General features: G+C 70.8%; 9 protein-coding genes and 1 pseudogene. 6 read left to right on the plus strand and 4 right to left on the minus strand.

The window, feature by feature from the left end:
* Window positions 1-24 precede the first annotated feature (24 nt).
* The 3 genes from POF43_RS06660 to POF43_RS06670 all read left to right on the plus strand — a co-directional run bounded on the left by POF43_RS06660 (window position 25) and on the right by POF43_RS06670 (window position 8,769).
* Window positions 25-3,111 carry a non-ribosomal peptide synthetase gene (locus tag POF43_RS06660; protein WP_271323945.1) on the plus strand — a complete coding sequence of 1,029 codons (3,087 nt, stop codon included), beginning with the start codon at window positions 25-27 and terminating at the stop codon, window positions 3,109-3,111.
* Window positions 3,112-4,359: 1,248 nt separating this feature from the next.
* Window positions 4,360-7,107: a helix-turn-helix transcriptional regulator gene (locus tag POF43_RS06665; protein WP_271324349.1), complete on the plus strand. Its 2,748-nt coding sequence runs from the start codon at window positions 4,360-4,362 to the stop codon at window positions 7,105-7,107.
* A gap of 537 nt (window positions 7,108-7,644) precedes the next feature.
* Window positions 7,645-8,769 carry a metallophosphoesterase gene (locus POF43_RS06670; protein WP_271314300.1) on the plus strand — a complete coding sequence of 375 codons (1,125 nt, stop codon included), beginning with the start codon at window positions 7,645-7,647 and terminating at the stop codon, window positions 8,767-8,769.
* Between the two features lie 183 nt (window positions 8,770-8,952).
* Here POF43_RS06670 and POF43_RS06675 read toward each other — a convergent pair whose 3' ends face one another.
* The 3 genes from POF43_RS06675 to POF43_RS06685 all read right to left on the minus strand — a co-directional run bounded on the left by POF43_RS06675 (window position 8,953) and on the right by POF43_RS06685 (window position 15,594).
* Window positions 8,953-9,684, minus strand: a complete 732-nt coding sequence (locus POF43_RS06675) for an HNH endonuclease family protein (protein ID WP_271314299.1) — start codon at window positions 9,682-9,684, stop codon at window positions 8,953-8,955.
* Window positions 9,685-9,828: 144 nt separating this feature from the next.
* Window positions 9,829-11,541: an amino acid adenylation domain-containing protein gene (locus tag POF43_RS06680; protein WP_271324350.1), complete on the minus strand. Its 1,713-nt coding sequence runs from the start codon at window positions 11,539-11,541 to the stop codon at window positions 9,829-9,831.
* A gap of 984 nt (window positions 11,542-12,525) precedes the next feature.
* Window positions 12,526-15,594, minus strand: coding sequence for an ABC transporter substrate-binding protein (locus POF43_RS06685; protein WP_282704457.1), 3,069 nt, complete (start codon window positions 15,592-15,594; stop codon window positions 12,526-12,528).
* A gap of 838 nt (window positions 15,595-16,432) precedes the next feature.
* Between POF43_RS06685 and POF43_RS06690 the strand changes: the two genes are divergently transcribed.
* A complete protein-coding gene (locus POF43_RS06690) occupies window positions 16,433-17,851 on the plus strand; it encodes a DEAD/DEAH box helicase (RefSeq protein ID WP_271324714.1) in 1,419 nt (472 codons plus the stop codon).
* Between the two features lie 334 nt (window positions 17,852-18,185).
* On the opposite strand, the pseudogene POF43_RS35110 reads toward POF43_RS06690, so the two are convergent.
* Window positions 18,186-18,533: pseudogene (locus POF43_RS35110) on the minus strand (hypothetical protein); the annotation flags it as partial.
* A 477-nt stretch (window positions 18,534-19,010) separates the two neighbouring features.
* Between POF43_RS35110 and POF43_RS06700 the strand changes: the two are divergent.
* Together POF43_RS06700 and POF43_RS06705 are read left to right on the plus strand one after the other, a co-directional pair.
* Window positions 19,011-19,844 (plus strand): class I SAM-dependent methyltransferase, encoded by an 834-nt coding sequence (locus POF43_RS06700; protein ID WP_282704458.1) that lies wholly within the window; start codon window positions 19,011-19,013, stop codon window positions 19,842-19,844.
* Between the two features lie 9 nt (window positions 19,845-19,853).
* The gene (locus POF43_RS06705) at window positions 19,854-20,138 is read left to right on the plus strand and encodes a PqqD family protein (protein WP_271315909.1); all 285 of its coding nucleotides are present in this window, start codon (window positions 19,854-19,856) and stop codon (window positions 20,136-20,138) included.
* Window positions 20,139-20,183: the final 45 nt, after the last annotated feature.

Raw genomic sequence — 20,183 nt, forward strand, 5'->3', positions numbered from 1 at the left:
ATACGGGAGTCGAAAGGGACCATGATGCAGCCCGACGGGATTGTTCCTGCAACTGCCAAAGAGGATGCATTGTGGTTCCTGGAGACTCTCGTACCAGGCACCGGCGTCAACAACATTCCGTTCGCTTTTCGCGTTGACGGCCGGCTGCACGCGGCGGCGTTCCAGGAGGCGATGAACCTCCTGGTTCGCCGGCACGAAATCCTGCGCACGAACTTCCACCTCCAGGAGATCAGCCTCGTCAAGGACGTCCTGGCGCCGCAGGACGCCGGCCTGGTCGTCGAGACGCACGCGTCGAGCGACGAGGAGGTCCAGCGCGACCTCGAAGCGTTCGCCGCGCGCCCCTTCGACCTCGACGGCCGCCCGCTGATCCGGGCCGCGACGTTCTCCACCGGGAACGTCGACGTCTTCTGTGTCGTCGCCCACCACCTGGTCTTCGACGGGCTGTCGGTCGGCTTCTTCATGGAGGACCTGGTGGCCGCCTACAACGCGCTGGTCGCCGGCGAGGAGGTCCCCGCGGAACTGCGCCAGGTGGTGCGGCCCGCGGCGGAGGCCGAGCCGAGCGGCAAGAGCCTGGCCTTCTGGCGCGAGCACCTCAAGGACGTCGACTCCAGCGACCTGGCCCTGGCGGTCGGGGCCGACGGTCCGGCCGAGCCGACCCTCGTCGGCGCCACGGTGGTCCGTGACCTCTCACCGGACGCCCGCGACGTGGTGGCCAGGCTCCAGAAGGAGTTGAGGGCCCCGGAGGCCGTCATCCTCTTCGCGGCCTACTACGCGCTGCTCGCCTGGCACGGCGCCGGTGACGACGTCGTGGTGGGCACCCCGGTCAACGTGCGCGGCCCCGAGGCGGGTCGCGCGATCGGCTACCACGTCAACACGCTGTCGCTGCGGGTGAAGGTCGACTTCGAGGAGGGCTTCCGCCAGCTGGTCAAGCGCACCCGCGACGTCTTCTTCGGCGCGATGGCCCACGCGGACGTGACGACCGACGTCATCCTCCAGGAGGTCTCCCGTACCGACTCGGCGTGGCGCACCACGTTGTTCCGGCACATGTTCAACTACGTGCCGTTCGACGGGCTGGGCGCCATCGACTTCGGCGGCCACAAGGCGCTGCCGATCGGGGTGGAGAACGGCTACAGCAAGTTCGACCTGGAGTTCTTCATCATCGCCGCGCCCGACTCGACGCGGCTGCGGGCGGTCTACTACGAGGAGGTCTTCGAACGCGCCGACATCGAGGCCGTCCTCGCCCGCTACGAGTCGTTCATCATGGCCGTCGGCGACGACCCCGACCTGCCGATCCGCGAGACCCCGGCGTGGAGCGACCGGGACCGGCTGGTCATCGAGGACGCCAACATGACGGCAAGTCAGCAGGAGGCGCCCCTGGTCCTGCGCGCCGTCGCGGACCACGTGACGGTCACCCCCGACGCCGTCGCCTTCGAGGACAACGGACTGACCGTCACCTACCGGCAGTTGTGGCAGATGGGCGTGGCCACCCGCGACCGGCTGCTGGCGGCCGGGGTCGGCCCCGGTGACGTGGTGGCCACCGCCGCCTCGCGCGGCGCCGGGCTCGGCGCGTCGCTGCTGGGCATCTGGATGACCGGCGCCGGATACCTGGCGCTCGACCCGGACCACCCCGAGCAGCGCATCGCCTACCTGCTGAAGGACTCCGGCGTGGCCGCGGTCGTCGCCCGGGACGGCTTCGTCGTCCCCGAAGGCGTCGACGTGCCCGTCGTACCGCTGGTGCGGGTGCAGGACGCGGTCCCGGCCGACGACGACATCCGCTGGCCGCAGGGGTCGGACTGCGGCTACATGATCTACACCTCGGGCTCCACCGGCCGGCCGAAGGGCATCCGGCTCAGCCACGCCAACCTGGCGAACCTGATCGCCCACATGTGCGAGGAACTGCGCGCCGAGCCCGGCGACCGCGCCCTGTGGCTGACCACCTTCGCCTTCGACATCTCCGCCCTGGAGGTGCTGATGCCGCTGTTCTCCGGCGGCGTCGTGGTGGTCGCCCCCGACGAGGCGCGCACCGACGGCCGGGTGCTGGCCGACCTCATCGAGCGGTACGACGTCGGCCTGGTGCAGGCCACTCCCACCACCTGGCGACTGGTCTGCGACGCCGCGGGCGGGGTGCTGGCGGGCCGCAAGGTGCTGTGCGGCGGCGAGCCCATGTCCGTCGCGCTGGCCCGCAGGCTCGTCGCCACCGGGTGCGAACTGCGCAACGTCTACGGCCCGTCGGAGACCACCATCTGGTCCACCGCCGGCCGGGTCGGCCCCGACGTCGGCGGTGTCGTCGGCGTCGGCCGGCCGGTCCGTAACACCGTCGCCTTCGTCGTCGCCCCCGACGGCCGGGAACTGCCCGTGGGCGTGCTCGGCGAGCTGTGCATCGCCGGCGAGGGGGTCGGCGCCGGCTACCACGGCAGGCCCGAGCTGACCGCCGACCGGTTCCGCGTGCACCCCGTGTACGGCCGGTACTACCTCACCGGTGACCTGGCCAAGTGGCTGCCGGACGGCGACCTTCAGGTCCTCGGCCGCGCCGACCGCCAGGTCAAGCTGCGCGGCAACCGCATCGAACTGGGCGAGATCGAGGGCGTGCTCGCGCGGCACGACACCGTGCGCGGCGCGGCGGTCGTCGTGGTCGGCGACCCCAGCGCCGACGCCATCCTGGTGGCCTTCGTCGAGGCACCGGACGAGCCCGGCACGGTCGACCGGCTGTGGGCCCACGCCCGCGCCGAACTTCCCCCGTCGGCCGTGCCGCACCGCTTCGTCGTGCTCGACGCCATGCCCGTCACGGCGAACGAGAAGACCGACTACCCCACGCTGGTACGGATGGGGGAGGAGAGCCGGGTCCGGCACGCCACCGAGCAGGCACCCGGGTCGGACGACGAGCTGACCGCGGCCCTGGTCGGCCTGTGGCGCGAGATCCTCGACGACGACAGCCCGACCGCCCACACCAACTTCTTCGTCAGCGGCGGCCATTCGCTCCTGGCGGCGAAGCTCCTCCAGCGGGTGAAGGTGGTCACCGGCGTCCGCCTGAAGCTGGCCGACGTCTTCTCCCGGCCGACCCCGGCGGCGCTCGCCGAGCACGTGCGCGCGCTCGCCTCCGTGGCGGAATAGCCCGCCGACCTGCGGGGGAATTCAGCCCCGGCGCCGGCCGCGCGACGGCCGGAACAATCGCCGCGACGCGCGGGAGCGCGAACGGCCCGCGCAGGACACGATCGATCACGCCAGGCTCATCGGGTCACCGGCCCGATGAGCCTGGCGTACGTGTGCTCCGGCGCCGCCGCCGACGTGGAGGTCCTTCACGTATGTGGCACTGGCACATTCATGTTCCGTGGAGGCGACTGCCGCGCCGGGCCCTTCCGCTGCCCTTGGCCGCCCCCTTCCGGGAAATTGATCCTTTGACCAACTGACCCCCTGTCAACCCCTAACCCGTCCCGCCCGCCCATATTGCCGGTGCCCTTGTCGTCTTCTGCCGGGGAAAAGCCGCGTTCCCGCTCGGACATCTTCGGAATTCGCCGGTCCGCGTCCGTGAGCGCCGCCGATCGGCGCCCGCTCCATGGCCCGTCACGGAACGTGACCGTTGCCCCGCTGCGAACGCGGCGACCTCCCCGAAGTCCGCCCCCCGGCCGGTGCCGCCGACCGCCGTCGACCCGGGGGCGCCGTGTTCGTCGGCACCGGTCACGGCGACGCGGCAGTGGCAGGGGCGCGCACGTCGGAAGTCCGGCCGCGCTCGTCGCCCGCAGCCGTTCTGGCCCGGCGATGCCGACGGCCGGCGTTCATGGCGACGCTGGGTCACCGTGCGGCAGATCAACGGCCGTCCCGGTGCCGCTCGATGGCGTGGGACCGGATTGAGTGCATAAGCACTCTCATAACGCTTCATGGGCTCATGGGCGTTCGTCAGGGCTTTGGGTGTAGGGGGCAGCCATGGGAACCGCTGCGGTCCCGGCGTGCGTCGTAGCTGCCAACCGACTGCCCGCGATGGTGCAGACCTGACGCTTCCGCTGGTCAGGGGTGGTGTTCCGGCCTCAACGGGCCGCCGTTGCACGTGATGGGATCATGACCTGGGCTCGCTCTCCTGGACTTCGCCCCGCCTTCCCGGTCCGCTCCCGGGAGGGGGGTGCGGCGTGCGATTGGCCGCGTTCGTGGGCGATTCGGCGGGGAAGGCTCCACGTCGGTTATATCGCCGCATGTATCGCCGACTATCGAAAAACGGGCGAAGCGTCAAGATGCACAGCAATGCAAGCTTGACTGCCCGGGGCTGCTGTGATTAGTCTTCGGCGCTAAATGATCTGCGCGTTCCGCGTTGCTTGAAAATTGTTCTAACGGTGAAATGGAAAGCCGCTCATCTCCAGTGAATGAGCGATGGAGGTAGAACTTCAGCTCCAAATACCGTCCGACCGGGGGAGTTTTGCGGTGTTCTTGGTAGAGCGTGAAGAAGTCGTAGAGGAACTCAATTCAATAATCGCCGACACATTCAGTGGGAACGGCGTCGTCGCGGTCATAGGAGGTTCTACCGCGACCGGAAAGACAACACTCCTGCGTGACCTCAACGAAAAGGCGAGGGCGGCCGGGGCGACCATTTTCAACGCGATGTGCTCGCGGGACGAACAAAGTCTCCCGTACGGAATGCTCGGGCAGCTGCTCACCTTGAACGAGCGGCGCAGCGACCGGGCCGGCATCGCCCGCGACACCCACCGCACGGCCGCCGAACTCGTCAGGAACGGGCCCGTCCTCATCATCGTGGACGACGTGCAGTTCGCCGACGAGGAGTCCCTGCACTGCCTGCGCTACCTGGCGCGCCGCATGATGTTCTCGCCGCTGTCCATCGTCGTCACCTGGGACGCGGGACTCAACCACACCCCGCTGCCGGCGGTCGAGGCGTTCATCTACGGCTCCAGCGTCCGGCGCATCCACCTCAAGCCGCTCACCCGTGAGGGGGTCGGCCGCCTGCTGGCCGCCGAACGCGGCAGCGGGGAAGGCATCGGCTCACCGGCCGACCTCTACCGCCTCAGCCGCGGCAACCCGCTGATCATCAAGGCCCTGCTCGACGACCGCGACCGCCTCGGCCGGCCCGACGCCGACGAGATCGTGGTCGGCTCCGCCTACCAGCAGGCCGTCGTCACCTGCGTGCGCAACGTGGGACCGCTGGCGGTGCGGGTGGCCCGCGGCATCGCGGTACTCGGCGACACCGCCGACGTACAGCTGCTGAGCCGGCTGGCGGACGTGCACACCGCCACCGCCCAGCGCGGCATCGAGGTCCTGACCGGCCTCGGCATCCTCGACGGGCGCGAATTCCGACATCCCGCTGGCCGTGCCTGCGTGCTGGACGACATCCCGGTCGGCGAACACGGCGCCCTGCGCTCCAAGGCCGCCCAGCTCCTGTACGACGACGGCGCACCGGCCACCGCCGTCGCCGACCAGCTGGTGGCCGTCGACCCCATCCGGCACGAGTGGGCGCTGCCGGTCCTGCGGCAGGCCGCCCAGCAGGCGCAGTCGTCCCACGACCTGACCCGGGCGATCACCTACCTCAAGCTGGCCCGTGACTGCTGCGCCGACGAAGTCACCCAGAACGAGATCAAGGTCCAGCTCACCCAACTGCACTGGCTCCAGGAACCCGGCAACAGCAGCGACCGCTTCCTCACCCTCAAAGCCCCCATCCTGGCCGGCAAGATCGGCGTGCGCAGCGCGCTGACCTCCGCCGCCGCACTGCTGTGGAACCTGCGGATGGAGGACGCCCTGGAGGTGATCGGCCACGTCGACGCCACCGCCGGCATCGACGAGGAACTGCGCACCACCGAGCTGCTGATGTCCTCCATCTACCCCGGCGTGTACGCCCGCTTAACCCGTAGACGCGCGCCGCAGGCCGCCACGGGACCGCTCCGGCCGGGCACCGGGTCGGCCGGCCTGCGCATCGCGGAATCCCTGTCGGCGGTCCTGCGCAACACCGTCGACGAACACACCATCGTCCGGATCGAGCAGACCCTCCAGGACGAGGGACTCACCTCCGGCCCGATCGGCACCGCCGCCCCCGCCCTGCTCGGCCTGGTCTACGCCGACCGGCTGGAGTCCGCCGACGCCTGGTGCGACCGGCTCATGACCGAGGCGAACCGCCGCGGCGCCCCCGCCGGCCGCCTGATGCTCCTGGGCTTCCGCTCGATGATCTCCTACCGGCAGGGCCACCTGAAGGCGGCGGCCGAACGCGCCTCCGCCGCCCTGCGCCAGATGCCCGGCCAGGACTGGAACGTCAGCGTCGGGCATGCCATCAACTCCCTCGTCCAGGCCAGCACTTCGATGGGAAACCACGAGGTGGCCGCCGAATGCCTCGCCCGTCCGGTGCCCCGCGCGCTGTTCCACACCCTCGCCGGACTGCACTACCTGCACGCCCGCGGCCGCCACTACCTCGCCACCGGGCACCCGCACGCGGCGCAGGCGGACTTCATGGCCTGCGGCGAGCTGATGCGCGAGTGGGACATGGACATCCCCTCCCTCGTCCCCTGGCGGCTCGGTGCCACCGAGGCGCTGCTGGGCGTCGGCGAACGGGAGTGGGCCACCGCGCTGGCCGAGGAGGAGTTCCGGCGTGCCGACCTGTTCTCCGGCACCAGTTACGGGATGACGCTGCGGACCCTCGCGATGGTGCGAGCCCCGCACGAGCGGCCCGCGCTGCTGGAGAAGGCGTTCAGCGTCCTCCAGCTCAGCGGATCCCACTACGAGGCCGCCCTCGCGCTGGCCGACCTCAGCCGGGCCATCAGCGGTGACAAGGCCAAGGCACGCGTCATCGCCCGCCGCGCCTGGCGGATGGCCAAGAACTGTCACGCCGACGAGCTGTGCCAGTCCCTGATGCCCAAGCACCCGGCCGCCACCCGGGCCCTCCCGGCCCCCGCCGCCGACGACGCGGGCAACGACGCCCTCTTCGGCCGGCTCAGTTCCTCCGAAAGCCGGGTCGCCGTTCTCGCCGCGCAGGGTTACAGCAATCGCGAAATAGGTGACCGTCTCTTCGTCACCGTCAGCACGGTGGAACAACACCTCACCCGTATCTACCGGAAATTGAACATCCGCAACCGCGACCAGCTCCCCACCGAACTCCGCCTGGCCGCTGCCACTTCCGCCTGAGACCGCCCCGGGCGAAACGGCGGTACGCGCCCGGGGCCCGAAAGACGAGCGCGCGGATGCGAATGCGCCCCCGGCGCGGGTTTCCCGCCCGCGCGGTCCGACCCCGCGCCATGCCGCACGGCAGGCACCACTCCGCGAGCTGCGCACCGTCCCGCAGCCGCACACCGTCCTGACCGGCCCGCCACGGCAACCGGGCGACGACACGGCCCGGCAGCACACCCGGCGGCGCGTGCTGTTCGGCCGAGCGGACGCGGACCCCGTTCGGGTGACGGCCCGCCATGCCGGATGATGGGAAACGGCCGGACCGCGGATGTGAGGGGCAGCGCAGTGACGGATCACGATTCCCCCGGGTCGGAACCGGTCGCGGGGACGGAGTCGGTCGTACGGCCGGAGCACGGCGCACCGTCGGAACCGGTCGCAGGCGCGGAACCGGTCGTACCGTCGGAGTCGGTCGCAACGTCGGCTCGCGAGGGGGGACCGGGTGCCGGCGTACCCGTCGACGCCGGGTCCTCGCGGCGGCGGAGGGGCGGCGGCGCCGTGCGGACGCTGCGCTGGGTCGCCATACTCGTCCTGCTGTTCCTCCTGCCCTGGTGGACGCTGTTCTCCCCCGGCGCCGGCTGGCCGCTCCCGGTGGTCGTGGCCGGCACGGTCCTGTTCGCCGCCGCGGTGCCCGCCCTGCCGGTGCTGATGGTCAGGGGGCACGGGCGCCGGCGGTCCGACCGGGCGGCACGCGTCGCCGACACCACCCTCGGGGTGGTCTGGGTGCTGTTCGCCTGGTCGGTGCTGAGCCTGCTGCTGCGGCTCGGCCTGTACGCGTTCGGCGTCGGGAACCCGGACCGCTCCAGGATCGTGGCCGTCGCCGTCGCGGTGGTCGCGGCCGCACTGCTGGCCGGGGGGTACCGCGAGGCCATGCGGCTGCCCCGGGTCAAGCGGCTGGACGTCACCGTTCCGCGGCTCGGACGCGGTCTGGACGGGACGCGGATCGTCGTGCTGGCCGACACCCACTACGGACCGATCGACCGCGCCGGATGGTCGGCGCGGGTCGCCGGGGCGGTCAACGAACTGGACGCCGACATCGTCTGCCACGCCGGCGACATCGCCGACGGCACCCCGGAGCAGCGCCGGGAGCAGGCCGCGCCGCTCGGCACGATGCGCGCACGACTGGCGAAGGTGTACGTCACCGGGAACCACGAGTACTCCGGCGAGGCCCAGGGCTGGCTCGACCTCATGGAGGAACTGGGCTGGGAGCCGCTGCACAACCGCCACGTCGTGGTCGGACGCGGCGGGGACGATCTGGTGCTCGCGGGCGTGGACGACGTGACCGCGGCGTCCTCCGGGCAGACCGGACACCGCGCGAACCTGGACGGCGCACTGGCCGGCGCGGACCCGGACCTGCCGGTCCTGCTCGTCGCCCACCAGCCCAAGTACGTCGCCCAGGCCGCGAGCGCCGGCATCGACCTGCAGATCTCCGGACACACCCACGGCGGACAGATCTGGCCGTTCCACTACCTCGTCCGGATCGACCAGCCGGTGGTGCACGGCCTGAGCCTGCACGGAACGCGCACCCAGCTCTACACCAGCCGCGGCGCCGGCTTCTGGGGCCCGCCCTTCCGGATCTTCGCACCCAGCGAGATCACGCTGCTCACTCTGCGGTCGGCGTAGCGCCGTCGCGGTGACCGCCGGTGGGCCGGCGTGGCGCCGGCGCGGGGACGGCCTGCGGTGCCGGTGCGGAAAGCCGGTGCGTCGCGATGACCCGGTGCGTCGCGCCGGCCCGCGGCAGTTGCGAAGACCCGGCGCGACATACCCAGCGCGCAGGCGGACGGGTGAGGCGGACGGGCGACGCGGCTACGACTTCAGCTTCACCTCGTGCGACGACTCCGACGAGAGCGTCTGATTGCCGCAGTGGTCCAGCACCGCCTGCATCGCCGCCTTCTCCTTGGCCGTGACCCACAGGTGGTACTTGGACTTCACCGCGATCTGCCGCTTCACGTACTCGCAGTCGAACGACTTCTGCGCCGGCAGCCACTCCGAGGCGTCGTCATCGGACTTGCCCATGTTCGCCGGGCCGTCCGCGGCGAGGAGGTTCAGCGGGTCGTTCGCCAGCTCCTTGCGCTCGGCCAGCGGCAGCTTCGACGCACCCGTCACCCAGGCGTTCCCCAACGGCACCAAGTGGTCGATCTGCACGGCCGACGACGTGGCCCGGCCCCGCTTGAACTTGATCGTCCGGCCCGTGTACGGGTCCTTCAACGAGCCCGATATCACCGTGCACTTGCCCGACCGCTTCACCGCCGTCAGATCCCGGTCCAGTATGTCGTCGCGCGTGTCGCAGTGGTTGTGGCCGCCCGTGGCGTTCTGCGCGTCCGTCCACGCGGCGCCGAAGTTCTTCAGCCTGTTGTAGGTCGACATCGAGCCGTCCGGCTTCACCGCGAGCTTCGCCAACACCGCCGCGGCCGAACCCGCGGCCGGCCCCGCCGCCCGGTCCGTGCTCGGCACCACCGTCTTCGGCTGGCACCCCGCCACCCCCGACACGGCGACCAGCGCGACAGCGGTGACCAGACAACGACGTGACGACCTCATGGAACCTCCCGGATGCGAACCCCCGTTGGGGTGATGCCCGGGTTGTATCCCAACCGGCCCGTGACGGCCAATCACCAGCCGAATGAGCACCTCCGGCTCACCCGGCAGGGCCGTAGCGCGCGGGCGACGGTGTCGTTCGTCATGTCATGCCTGCGCCGAGTCGGCGCGGTCCGGTGCCGCCAGGCGACGCAGCGCGTGCAGGTCGGTCTTGCCGTTGGGGGTCAGGGGCATCGCGTCCAGCGTGACGAAGTACCGCGGCACCATGGCCTCCGGCAGCGACCGCCCCGCGTACGCCCGCAGCGCGGCCGTCTCCAGCGGGGCGCCGACGGTGCAGAACGCGGTCAGCTCGGGGGCGGCCGGCGGACCGGTGACGAGCACCGCGCAGCCGCCGATGTCCGGGTGGCGGCACAGAACGGCCTCGATCTCCTCCAGTTCCATCCGCACGCCCGACACCTTCACCTGGCGGTCGGTGCGGCCCAGGTAGTGCACGACCCCGTCCCCGAACCTGGCCAGGTCCCCGGTGCGGTAGAGCCGCCCGGTGGGCGAGTGCGGGTCGAGCCCGTCGGCGTGGAAGGCGGCCGCGTCGTTCACCGGGTCGTTGACGTAGCCGAGCCCCACCACGACCCCGCCGACGAAGAGCTCTCCCGCCTCGCCCGGTTCCGCCGCCCGCCACGCGCCGTTCCCGTCGGACACGAGCAGGTAGAGGCGGGCGCCGGTGATCGGACGGCCCACCGGCAGCCGTTCGCGCGCGGTGTCGGCCGCGGTCACCTCGTGGTGCGTGACGTCGTCGGAGCACTCGGTCGGCCCGTAGGCGTTCAGCAGCCGTACGTGGTCCGCCGCCGCCAGCACCCGCGCGGCCAACGCGGGACGCAGTTCCTCACCGGTGGAGATCAGCCAGCGCAGGGCGGGCAGCGACCGGCCGGCGCGGCGTTCGGCGGCACGCACGATCCAGCCCACGACGGTCGGCACCAGCTCGACTACGGTCACCGCGTGCTGTTCGAGGGCACGCACCAGCGCCCGCGGGAACTTCAGGTCGGCCTGGCGGACGACCACCACGGTGCCGCCGGCCAGTAAGGGGGCGAGCATCTGCCAGATCGAGATGTCGAACACCAGGGGCGCGGTGAACGCCACCTTGTCGTCGGCGGTGAGCGACAGGTCGTCCACCTTGGCCCACAGGTGGTTCATCATGCCCCGGTGCTCCACCAGCGCGCCCTTGGGCCGTCCGGTGGTGCCGGAGGTGAAGACGCAGTACCGCGCCTCCAGCGCCCGGTCGCCGGCCACCGGCGGGACACCGTCGCCCGCCGGGGCGTCGGCGCGCGGCGCCCCGAGCACCGCGACGCCCACGTCCGCGGCGGCGGTTACGGACGCGGCGGCGGACACGGACGCGCCGCCCGCGCCGGCCGGGTACGCCAGCAGCAGGGCCGCGCCCGCCCGCCGCAGCACATCGGCGACCCGCTGCGCCGGCCAGGCGGTGTGCACCGGCAGGTAGACCGCGCCGAGGCTCTCCAGGGCGAGCAGGACGGCGACGCTGTCGGCGCACCGCTCGCCCGCGGCGGCGACGATGTCGCCCGCCCGGCAGCCCGCCGCGCGCAGGGCGGTGGCGAACTGGCCGGTGCGGTGCAGCAGTTGGGCGTAGGTCCACACGACGTCGCCGTCGACGACCGCCGTCCGCTGCGGCACGCTCGCCGCGGTGTCCGCGACGTACGCGAGAACCGGCACGCCCAGCGGGGCGTCCTGCCCACCGCTCTGTTCACGGCCCTGCCCACCGCTCTGTTCACGGCTGAGCGCACGCTCGGCGGCGGCCCGCGCCGCCCCGGCCGCGAGGGGGAGGTCCGCCCGGCGGTCCGGGGTCAGCACGGGTCACCGCCGGTGCGGTGCGGGGCGGGTTCGTGGCGGCGCCCCTCGCTAGGTGCGCGGCGGCGGGGGCGCGGCGGCGCAGGGGGCGCAGGTGCGGTCGGGGCGGATGCCCAGGGGCGCCGCGCCGGTGGGAGCGGCACCGCGGGCCGTCGGCCGGCCGGCGGGTGCGAGGCCGGCGCCGGCGGGGCGTACTGCTGCGACGGCTCAGGTTCATCGATGGCTTTGGGAAAACGATCCCGTTCACGGAAAGCCTGACCATTCCGCCGGCCCGGCCCGAGCCGGGTCTGCCGTGATCCGCTGCCGTCCGGTCCCCACGCGCCCGACACCCGCCCACCCCCGTGGCGTCAGCGGGCCTCGCGCCCGAGTCGAAGACTGCACGATCGCGACCGACTAACGATGCACCAGGTACGTGAAGCGGAACAGGGCTCGAACCGGCCAGTCTCAGCGGCACGCAGCGCGGCCGTCGTTGATGAGGGGGCGGGGGAGTGAGCAGGACGCGGTGGTCGGAGCCGCGCAGCAGAGCGGGGGCCACCACGCTTGGGAGTGCCGGGTAGCAATGGCCGCCGGTGGGTTTCCGGCCGGTGGGGCGAGGGGCGTGATCATGGCTGTGGTCGCCACGGAACTCGTAGCGGTAGAACGCGATCGCGCAGAGGGTTGGCGTGTCCCGCTGTTGGCCGGGGTGAGCTCCAGGGCCGACCGCAGCAGTCAGCAGCCGGTGGGAGTTATGGGCGAGCTGGTCCGAATCGGCCCACCGCATTCGGCGCCGGACCGAGCTGGGCGGCCACATCCTTGTCCGACGCACCCGTCACGCGGACCAGGATGATCCGGCGCCGCAGGGCCCACGCCTGCGGCGCGGAGCGGCGCCGCACTTGTCCCTCCGGCGCCGCCCGCTCCTCGTCCGGCAAGATCAACTCGGCCTTCAGCCGCCCAGCACGCACCACCCCGCGACGCTACACATCTGAACAGAATTCCTGACTCGGAAGACTAGAACGACAGCATGGTGCAGAGCGGCAAAGTATCCTCACCCGAGGACTTCTTCCCCGCATTCCCCGCATTCTTCGCCGCTTCGGCCGCCGTTCGCATGGCCTCCGCAGACGTACCCGCCGGAGTGGCGCAGACCGCCTTCGGTTGACCGCTCTGCTCGGTCACCTTGTTCACCACGATGCCGTGATCGGTCCCCCCGGGCGTCGTCGAATGGGAGAACTCGACCAGGCCGCCGGGCTGGTTGGACAAGTGAATCCTGTCCAACCCGGCCAGGACCGAGGGCCGGTAGCCGCTGTGCACCGCGTCGGAGACGTCGGCCGCGTCCTGGACGGCTTCGATCGCCTCGAACGCCATGGCCAGTGTGCCGTCGTCGAACATCTGCTGGTCGAGGATGCTCTGCGCCTCGGCCGGCGTCGTCGACGTGGACGCCGTGGACGTCCTGGAGGGCGAAGGGTTCGGAGCTGCGGAGTCCGCCGACCCGGGTGGCATGCCGCTCTCCCTGCTCAGCTGGGGAACGAGCTGCACGCTGTTCACCAGGACCGAACGCCCCCCGGTGAGGAGCGGATCGGCGAGGGCTGCGAAGTACACAGTCACGCCTTTGGGGACGAACACGTTGTCGAGGACGAAGTCGAGCTTGGTCAGGTCGTCCCCGGACAACAGGGAGAATTTTCTGTTCTTGCATTTGGAGTCCCCGGTGATGTCGCTGAGCAGCGCCGATACGTCCTCCGAGCGCCCGGCCAGGTAGACCACGCTCGCGGTGCCGTCGCATATCTGGTCGGTCGTCCCGGCGAATGAGATGTCGGCACCCGCCGGGTACGGGAGCGGTACCACCTGGTAGCCGGCCGCCTTCAGAGCGGCGGTGGCCGTCGACTTCTGCTGCTGGCTGTACCGGTCGTCCGTCCCCGCGGGGGCACGTGCCACCACGTACGCCTTCTTGAGGCTGTTCTTCCCGCTGTCCTTCAGTAGTTGGTGGACCAGAGCGTTGGCCTCCTCCGTGTCGGTCGAGGCCAGGCCGAAGTAGTTCAGGTTGGAACTCAGCTTCGGTGAGGAGTTGGTGGTGTCCACGACCGCGAGGCCCTGGCGCTGGAGCAGTTTGACGGTGGCGTCGCTGTCGTCGGTGTCCCGTCCCAGACCGACGACCGCGACGATCGTGGGGTCCTTCTTGGCCATGGCGACGACCTGCTGCGCCATCAGGTACTGGCGGCGCAGTTCCTGGCCGCCGTTCCCCAGGAGCACCTTCACTTTCGGGCCGTCCGACGCGCCGGTGTTGGCGTAGTTCTGTGCGAGGTAGACACCGGCCAGTTCCTCCAGCCCATTGCGCATCTGGGATGCCTGCTGCCCCTGCCAGATCGACAGCGGGCCCGCGTAGACCACGGTGATGTGCGGGCTGTTGCCGATCGACCCGTTGGACGCGGTGATCCACTGCTCCAGTGTGCTCAGGGTGACGTCGTGGCCCATCCCGGTGCCGGGGTTGTCCGCCGTCGTGCCGTCGAGCCGGAACCCGGTGGTGTCGAACGGATAGGCCGCACTCGTCACCCCGATGCACTCCCTGCCGTTGCCCGTCACGTCCTTGACGCGATGCAGGTCGTGGCTGCCGAACCACAGCCAGCGGTCGCTCCCGCAGTGATGGTCCTGGTAGCTCACCCCGCCCCAGACGAACAGGCCGAGAGCGGCCGCGAGGAGTGCTATGAGGGTCGGGAGCGACCACAGCCTGAGCCAGAGGCGACGCTTCGGCTCCCGGGGGTTCCTGAGCTTCTCGGTGGCCGGCGAGGTGAAGAGGTTGTTCTCCATGGCGCGCTTCAACACCCAGGGGCGTCCCTTCGGCGACTGCCCCAGCCGCAGCCCGCTGATCCACGTTCTGAAACGTTCCTCGTCGAAGTGGTCCGACGGCATGCGGTCGGGATCCCACGGATGCGCCGTGTTCAGGCCTTCCAGGTCGTCCGGGGCCATGCCGGCGAACACCAGCAACGGGTCCACCTCGCTGCGGCGGCTGCGTACGTCGTTGATCGCCCCGAGCAGCGCAGCGTGCCCGTCCGCGACCGTTGCCCTCGGCAGGAAGAGGATGGGAGGCGTCGGTCGCTTGAGGCGGCGCAGGTCGATCCGGCGCGGCAGGTAGAGCGCCCGCAGGTCTTCCAGCAGCGCCAGGGTGCGGAACTGGAGCAGGTACAGCCTGCTCTCGTTGTCCTTCTCGCCCTCCTCGCACGCTGACTGCCCCCTGCCCGCCGGTTCCGACCGCACGGCAGGGGCTGCGTCGGCACCTGCGGAGCCGGCAGCGTCCGGTTGGATGGTCCCGGATGGCTGACCGCCGTCACCGGTGCCGGTCGATTCGGGGGAGACCCTGGCGAACTCGTTCGCCAGTTCCTGGGCACGCTTGGTCATCACCCGCCCGGAAGCGCGCGGATTCCACCAGGACCACATCTGAGTGGTGATCTGCTCGGTGGCGAGGAAGGTGTTCCTGGAGAACCAGCGGTTGATCCGGCTCAACCAGAGCAGCTGCGGCCGCAGGTAGGGAGCCAGCCGGTAGAGCACGACCACCAGGAACACCGCGGAGAGCACGACCAGCAGCAGATGCAACCTGCCGCCCAGGTACCCGGTCAGTGCCAGGAGCACCAAGGTGCTGAAGATGCCCCCGATGTCGAGGAGCGGTTTGAGCTCTATCCCCAGCCGTGAGTTCTCCCACTGCAACTGGCTCCGCCAACGGTGTTGGCGGAGCCAGGCGATCCTTGCTCGATCGGCCTTCGGCGTGTTGTTCCGCAGAGGTTCCTGGACAGGCTCCTGCGCGGCTTCCTCCACGGCCCTCTGCGTCGACGCCTTTGACGCCTCCTCGATCGCCTTGATGAGGTTGCTGCGGGGGAAGGACGGTTTCCGGGAGCGCGGCAGGTCGGTCGCCCCCCAGTTGTCCGGATTGGTCAACTCGTCCAGCAGATGGAACGCCCTCTCGTACTGCTGGCGGCGCTCGCCCGTCACCACCGCTTCGTCCTCGGTCGGCCCGCACCTCGGTGCGGACAGGTCGAGGCGGTCCTTCGCGGGGTAGCAGATCAGTCCGCCAGCGAGGTGGCGCCTGTGCATCGCATGGATCAGTTCCTCTATCCGCCTGTCCGGCCCCGCCGCCGTCCCCGTTGCTGCTCCGGCCCCTCCTTGCCCAACGGCAGGAGTGGGGCAACCGGTCTGCTCCGCCCCGGGTTCCTCCGCGCACGGTGGTGTCTCCGCCGTCAGGACGACGATCGGCATGAGGGCGTGTTCGGTACGGAACCAGCGCACCAGGTCGGCAGCCATGTTGAGTGCTGTCGTCATTGCCTGCGAGCTGCTGACGTTCTTGGTCATGCGGCCTCCGTCAGACCGGGGCGCCGGGCGGCGGGGGTGCCCTGCGTCGCAGTGGGAAGGTCAAGATAGCCAGCAACTGGACTTGTGAGTAAGGAAGTTGATGCGCGGAGGAATCCATTCAGGACACGGGGATTGCTTGCGCACGTTCGACGCGGCACCTCTCCGCTACGGACACCGGCAAACGAGTGCGGGGCCGCGATCGGTGTCTGCGCGAGGCCGTGCGGCGCCTGACGCGGCAGGGCATCCTGCACCGCACCGCACCGCAGCGCTGACCTCCAACCGTCGCCGTCGCCGACCGTCTCGGCGAACGGGACGCCCCCGCTCGCGAGGGGACCGTACGGCGGCACCGCGGCCGTACTGCTGCTCTGCCGGAACGCCCCCGCTCGCGCCGGCACCCCGTGCTTCCGTCGTCCGTCCGACCCCGCCGTGACCACGCTGCTACGCCTCCGTCCCCGGTCGCGGGGCGGCCCGGGTGAGGCTTGCGCTGGTAAGGTCGAGTCACGCTTGCAGACAGCCTGGGCCCGTGCCGGACAAAGGTACGGGCCCAGGTCCGTTCGGGGCGCCGGACCGAGGAGGTACCCCCATGAACGCGAAGCAGCCGGCCGCCGGCCGCTCCGGACCCGGCAGGGCCGGCCAGGGGAGGGCCCCGCGGGGCGAGCTCTCGGTGCCGGCGACGGTGGCGCCCGGCCTGCCGCCGGCCGGGTCGTTCGCGGAGCTGGAACTGCCGGCCGAGCTGACGGGGGTGCTGGCCGCACTCGGTGTACGGGAGCCCTTCCCGATCCAGGCGGCCACCCTGCCGAGCGCGCTGGCCGGCCGGGACATCCTCGGCCGCGCGCGGACCGGCTCGGGCAAGACCCTCGCCTTCGGGCTCGCACTGCTCGCCCGCACGGCCGGCCGGCGTGCCGAACCGAAGCGCCCCCTCGCGCTGGTCCTGGTGCCGACGAGGGAACTCGCGCAGCAGGTGAGCGAGGCGCTGACCCCCTACGCGGAGGCGCTCGGGCTCCGCTCGGCGACCGTGGTCGGCGGGCTGGCGATCGGCCGCCAGGCGGCGTCGCTGCGCGCGGGTGCCGAGGTCGTGGTGGCTACGCCGGGACGGCTGGCCGACCTCGTCGCCCGGCGGGACTGCCACCTGGACCGGGTGCGGATCGCGGTGCTCGACGAGGCGGACCAGATGTGCGACATGGGTTTCCTGCCGCAGGTCTCGGAGACCTTGGACCAGATGCCCCCCGGCGGGCAGCGCATGCTGTTCTCCGCGACGCTCGACCGCAACGTCGATCAACTGGTCAGGCAGTATCTGAGTGAGCCGGTGTTCGCCTCCGTCGACCGGGCGGAGGCCTCCGTCACGACGATGGAGCACCACGTCCTGAACGTCCATTCCTCCGACAAGTACGCGACCGCCACCGAGATCGCGGCCCGGGACGGGCGGGTGCTGATGTTCCTGGACACCAAGCACGCCGTGGACCAGTTCACCCGCCACCTGCGCGACAGCGGTATCCAGGCCGGTGCTCTGCACAGCGGGAAGTCGCAGCCGCAGCGCACGCACACGCTGGCCCGGTTCAAGGACGGCGGGATCACGGTGCTGGTGGCCACCAACGTCGCCGCCCGTGGCATCCACATCGAGCACCTGGACCTCGTCGTCAACGTGGATCCGCCCCTCGACCCCAAGGACTACCTCCACCGCGGCGGACGCACCGCGCGTGCCGGGGAGTCCGGCAGCGTGGTCACGCTGGTCACGCCCGGCCAGCGCCGAGACGTGAACCGGATGATGTCGGACGCCGGTATCCGGCCCACGGTCACCGAGGTGCGCTCCGGCGAGGAGAAGCTGACCAGCATCACCGGCGCGAAACGCCCGCCGGTGCAGGACAGGGCGAAGCCCGGCAACGCGGCGTTCCGGGGGCTCGGCACCCGCGCGGGCCGCCCGCCGAAGGAATCCCGCAAGGCCGCGGAGGCACGCACGATGGCGGAGGCCCGCAAGGCCGCCCGGGTGCGCAGGGGGCACTGACGCAACGGGACGGCCCGCCGCGGTCGCGAGACCGGCCTGCCAAGGCGGCGGCCCGCAAGGAAGCCGTGGGCGCCGGGCCGGCTCGTACGGTCGTGGAGTTGACCGGCCTCGCGCGGGCGCCGATCGGTCGGGGTATCGCCTCAGCTGTGGAGGTTGCGGCGCAGGTAGTCGTGCCAGGTGTGCTCGAAGGTCTTCGTGAGTGCCGCGGCGATCGCCACGGTCGCGGGCCATGAGCGCGGTGACGGCAGCGGACGCGCCGCCGCCGCTCGCGCCGGCCGGCCAGCCCGATCCGGTCCGCGTCGATGCCGAACTCGGCCGCGTGCTCGATGACATGGGTGCAGGCGAGGTGGCGGTCCTCCGCCGCGCCGGGGGCCGGCGTTTGCGGAGCCAGGCGGTAGCCGACCACCGCCGGCACGCTGTCGATCCGCAGGGCCGGCTGTGCGGCGCAGCGGCGGGCGACGCGGTCGTGGGCGCTGCCCGTCACCTGGCCGCCGGCGTGGAGTAGCGGTGCCGGGGCGGGCCCCGGCCGACCCGCCGCCCCCGCCGCCGGATCCGTCCGCCCCGCCCCCGCTGCCGCCGACTCGCCGCCAAACGCCACCCCCGCCGCCGAACACCGCCCCACCGGCGAGGTGCCCGGCCGCCGAACACCGCCCCCTCCGCACCGCGGGAGAACGCCGACCACCCTTCCGCGACCGCATTCGCATTCTGACCGGTAGGTAACTTATTCGGGTCGGTCATTGACCAGCGACGCCATTCGATCACTGCGGAGATACGAATCGGCTCGGCCGTGCCGCCGAATTGCTCTCCACTCCGTGCGGCCGGTGTGCGGCACCCGGAGTGCTCATTGTCAGGAGTGCGCCCGGGTAGCTTTGCGAAATGTGACATAGAGCATCAATCGTGCGCAAAAACCGGCCTCGATTTTTTGAAAGGTTCATTGACGCCCTGCCAACGGCTCGATAGTGTCCGGTCCCTGAGTGATGCGCACGCAACACTCATAGGGCTCGGCGATAGAATTGAGGTGTGTACTCATGAAGAAGTACGTTGCCCCGCGCGTTGTCGAGGTTCGTCAGGCTACCGTTCTCGGTGGCCACTGATATATGACTCCGGATTCCGGAGTCGTCGCTTCCACCGCGGCTTGCCGCGGTGGAAGCGACGTCGTATGGAGCACGCAGTTTTTGTTGCAGGGGTTGCACTTCACGGTCCGGCTCCGGATCCGCCCGAATCGGTTGCGGACCGCCGGGATCCGCGCCGTCCGAAATCGGGGGAGTTCGCTGCCGACATGATGACGCGGGACGATTGCATCGCGTGCAAGGCCCTGTATGAAAAGTATCAGCTGTATGTGTACCAGCTGATCGCAGCGCAGCTCACCCGCCTGTACGGGCGCACCGGGGGGCGCGTCGCCGACATCGGCACCGGGCCGGGGCACCTCGCGGTGGAGCTGGCGAGGCTGACCGAGGGCGACGTGTACGCCCTCGACATCAACCCCGCGATGCTCGAACTGGCCGACGAGACCGTGCGCGGCACCGGCCTGGAGCAGCGGATCTCCTTCGCGCTCGGCGACGTCCACGACATCCCGTGCGCATCGCAGAGCTTCGACCTGCTGGCCTCGTACACCTGCATGCACCACTGGGCGGAGCCGGCGAAAGCCCTGGCCGAGTGCTACCGGATCCTGCGCCCCGGGGGACTCATGGCCGTCATCGACGTCCGTCCGGTCTCCGCGCTAACCGCTGCGGCCTTTGCCGAAATCATTCCGGAGGAGGAATACTTCCGGATCATCGACAAGGCCTATAAGGAGAGCCTGGACGAGGCTGTCGCGGCCGACCTTTTCGCGCAGGCGGGGATCGTCCCGGAATCGGTGGCGAGCCTGGAGCTCACCGACGAGGACATCATGGATTATCTGGAATCCGGTGAGCCGCTCGACATTCTGGAGGCGGCCGTCGCAATCGACGAGCCGACCCTGTGGATGATAACGGCCCGCAAGCCGCTACAGTAAGGACGAGCAGTGACGACTCCCGACGAGACGACGATCCTGGAACCGCTCCCCGAGCGGCCGGCCCGCAAGTACGTCAAGGGCATCATCATCGAACCCGGTCTGGGGCTGAACTCCGTAGCGGCGGACATGTACCTCCAGCTCGACGGCAAGAAGACCGTGGCGCAGATCGTCGCTTACATCACCGACGAATACGACGTCCCCGCGGACCAGTGCCTGCCGGACGCGCTGCGCCTGATGACCGAACTCCTCGACGAGGGCGCGGTGCGTGTCGTCGCGCCGGGCGACACCGCATGACGGACTCACAGGAAACGCAGGGGAAAGGGACAGCTGGAAAGCCGG

The organism is Streptantibioticus silvisoli, assembly GCF_027947535.2.
Classification (GTDB): Bacteria; Actinomycetota; Actinomycetes; order Streptomycetales; family Streptomycetaceae; genus Streptantibioticus_C; species Streptantibioticus_C silvisoli.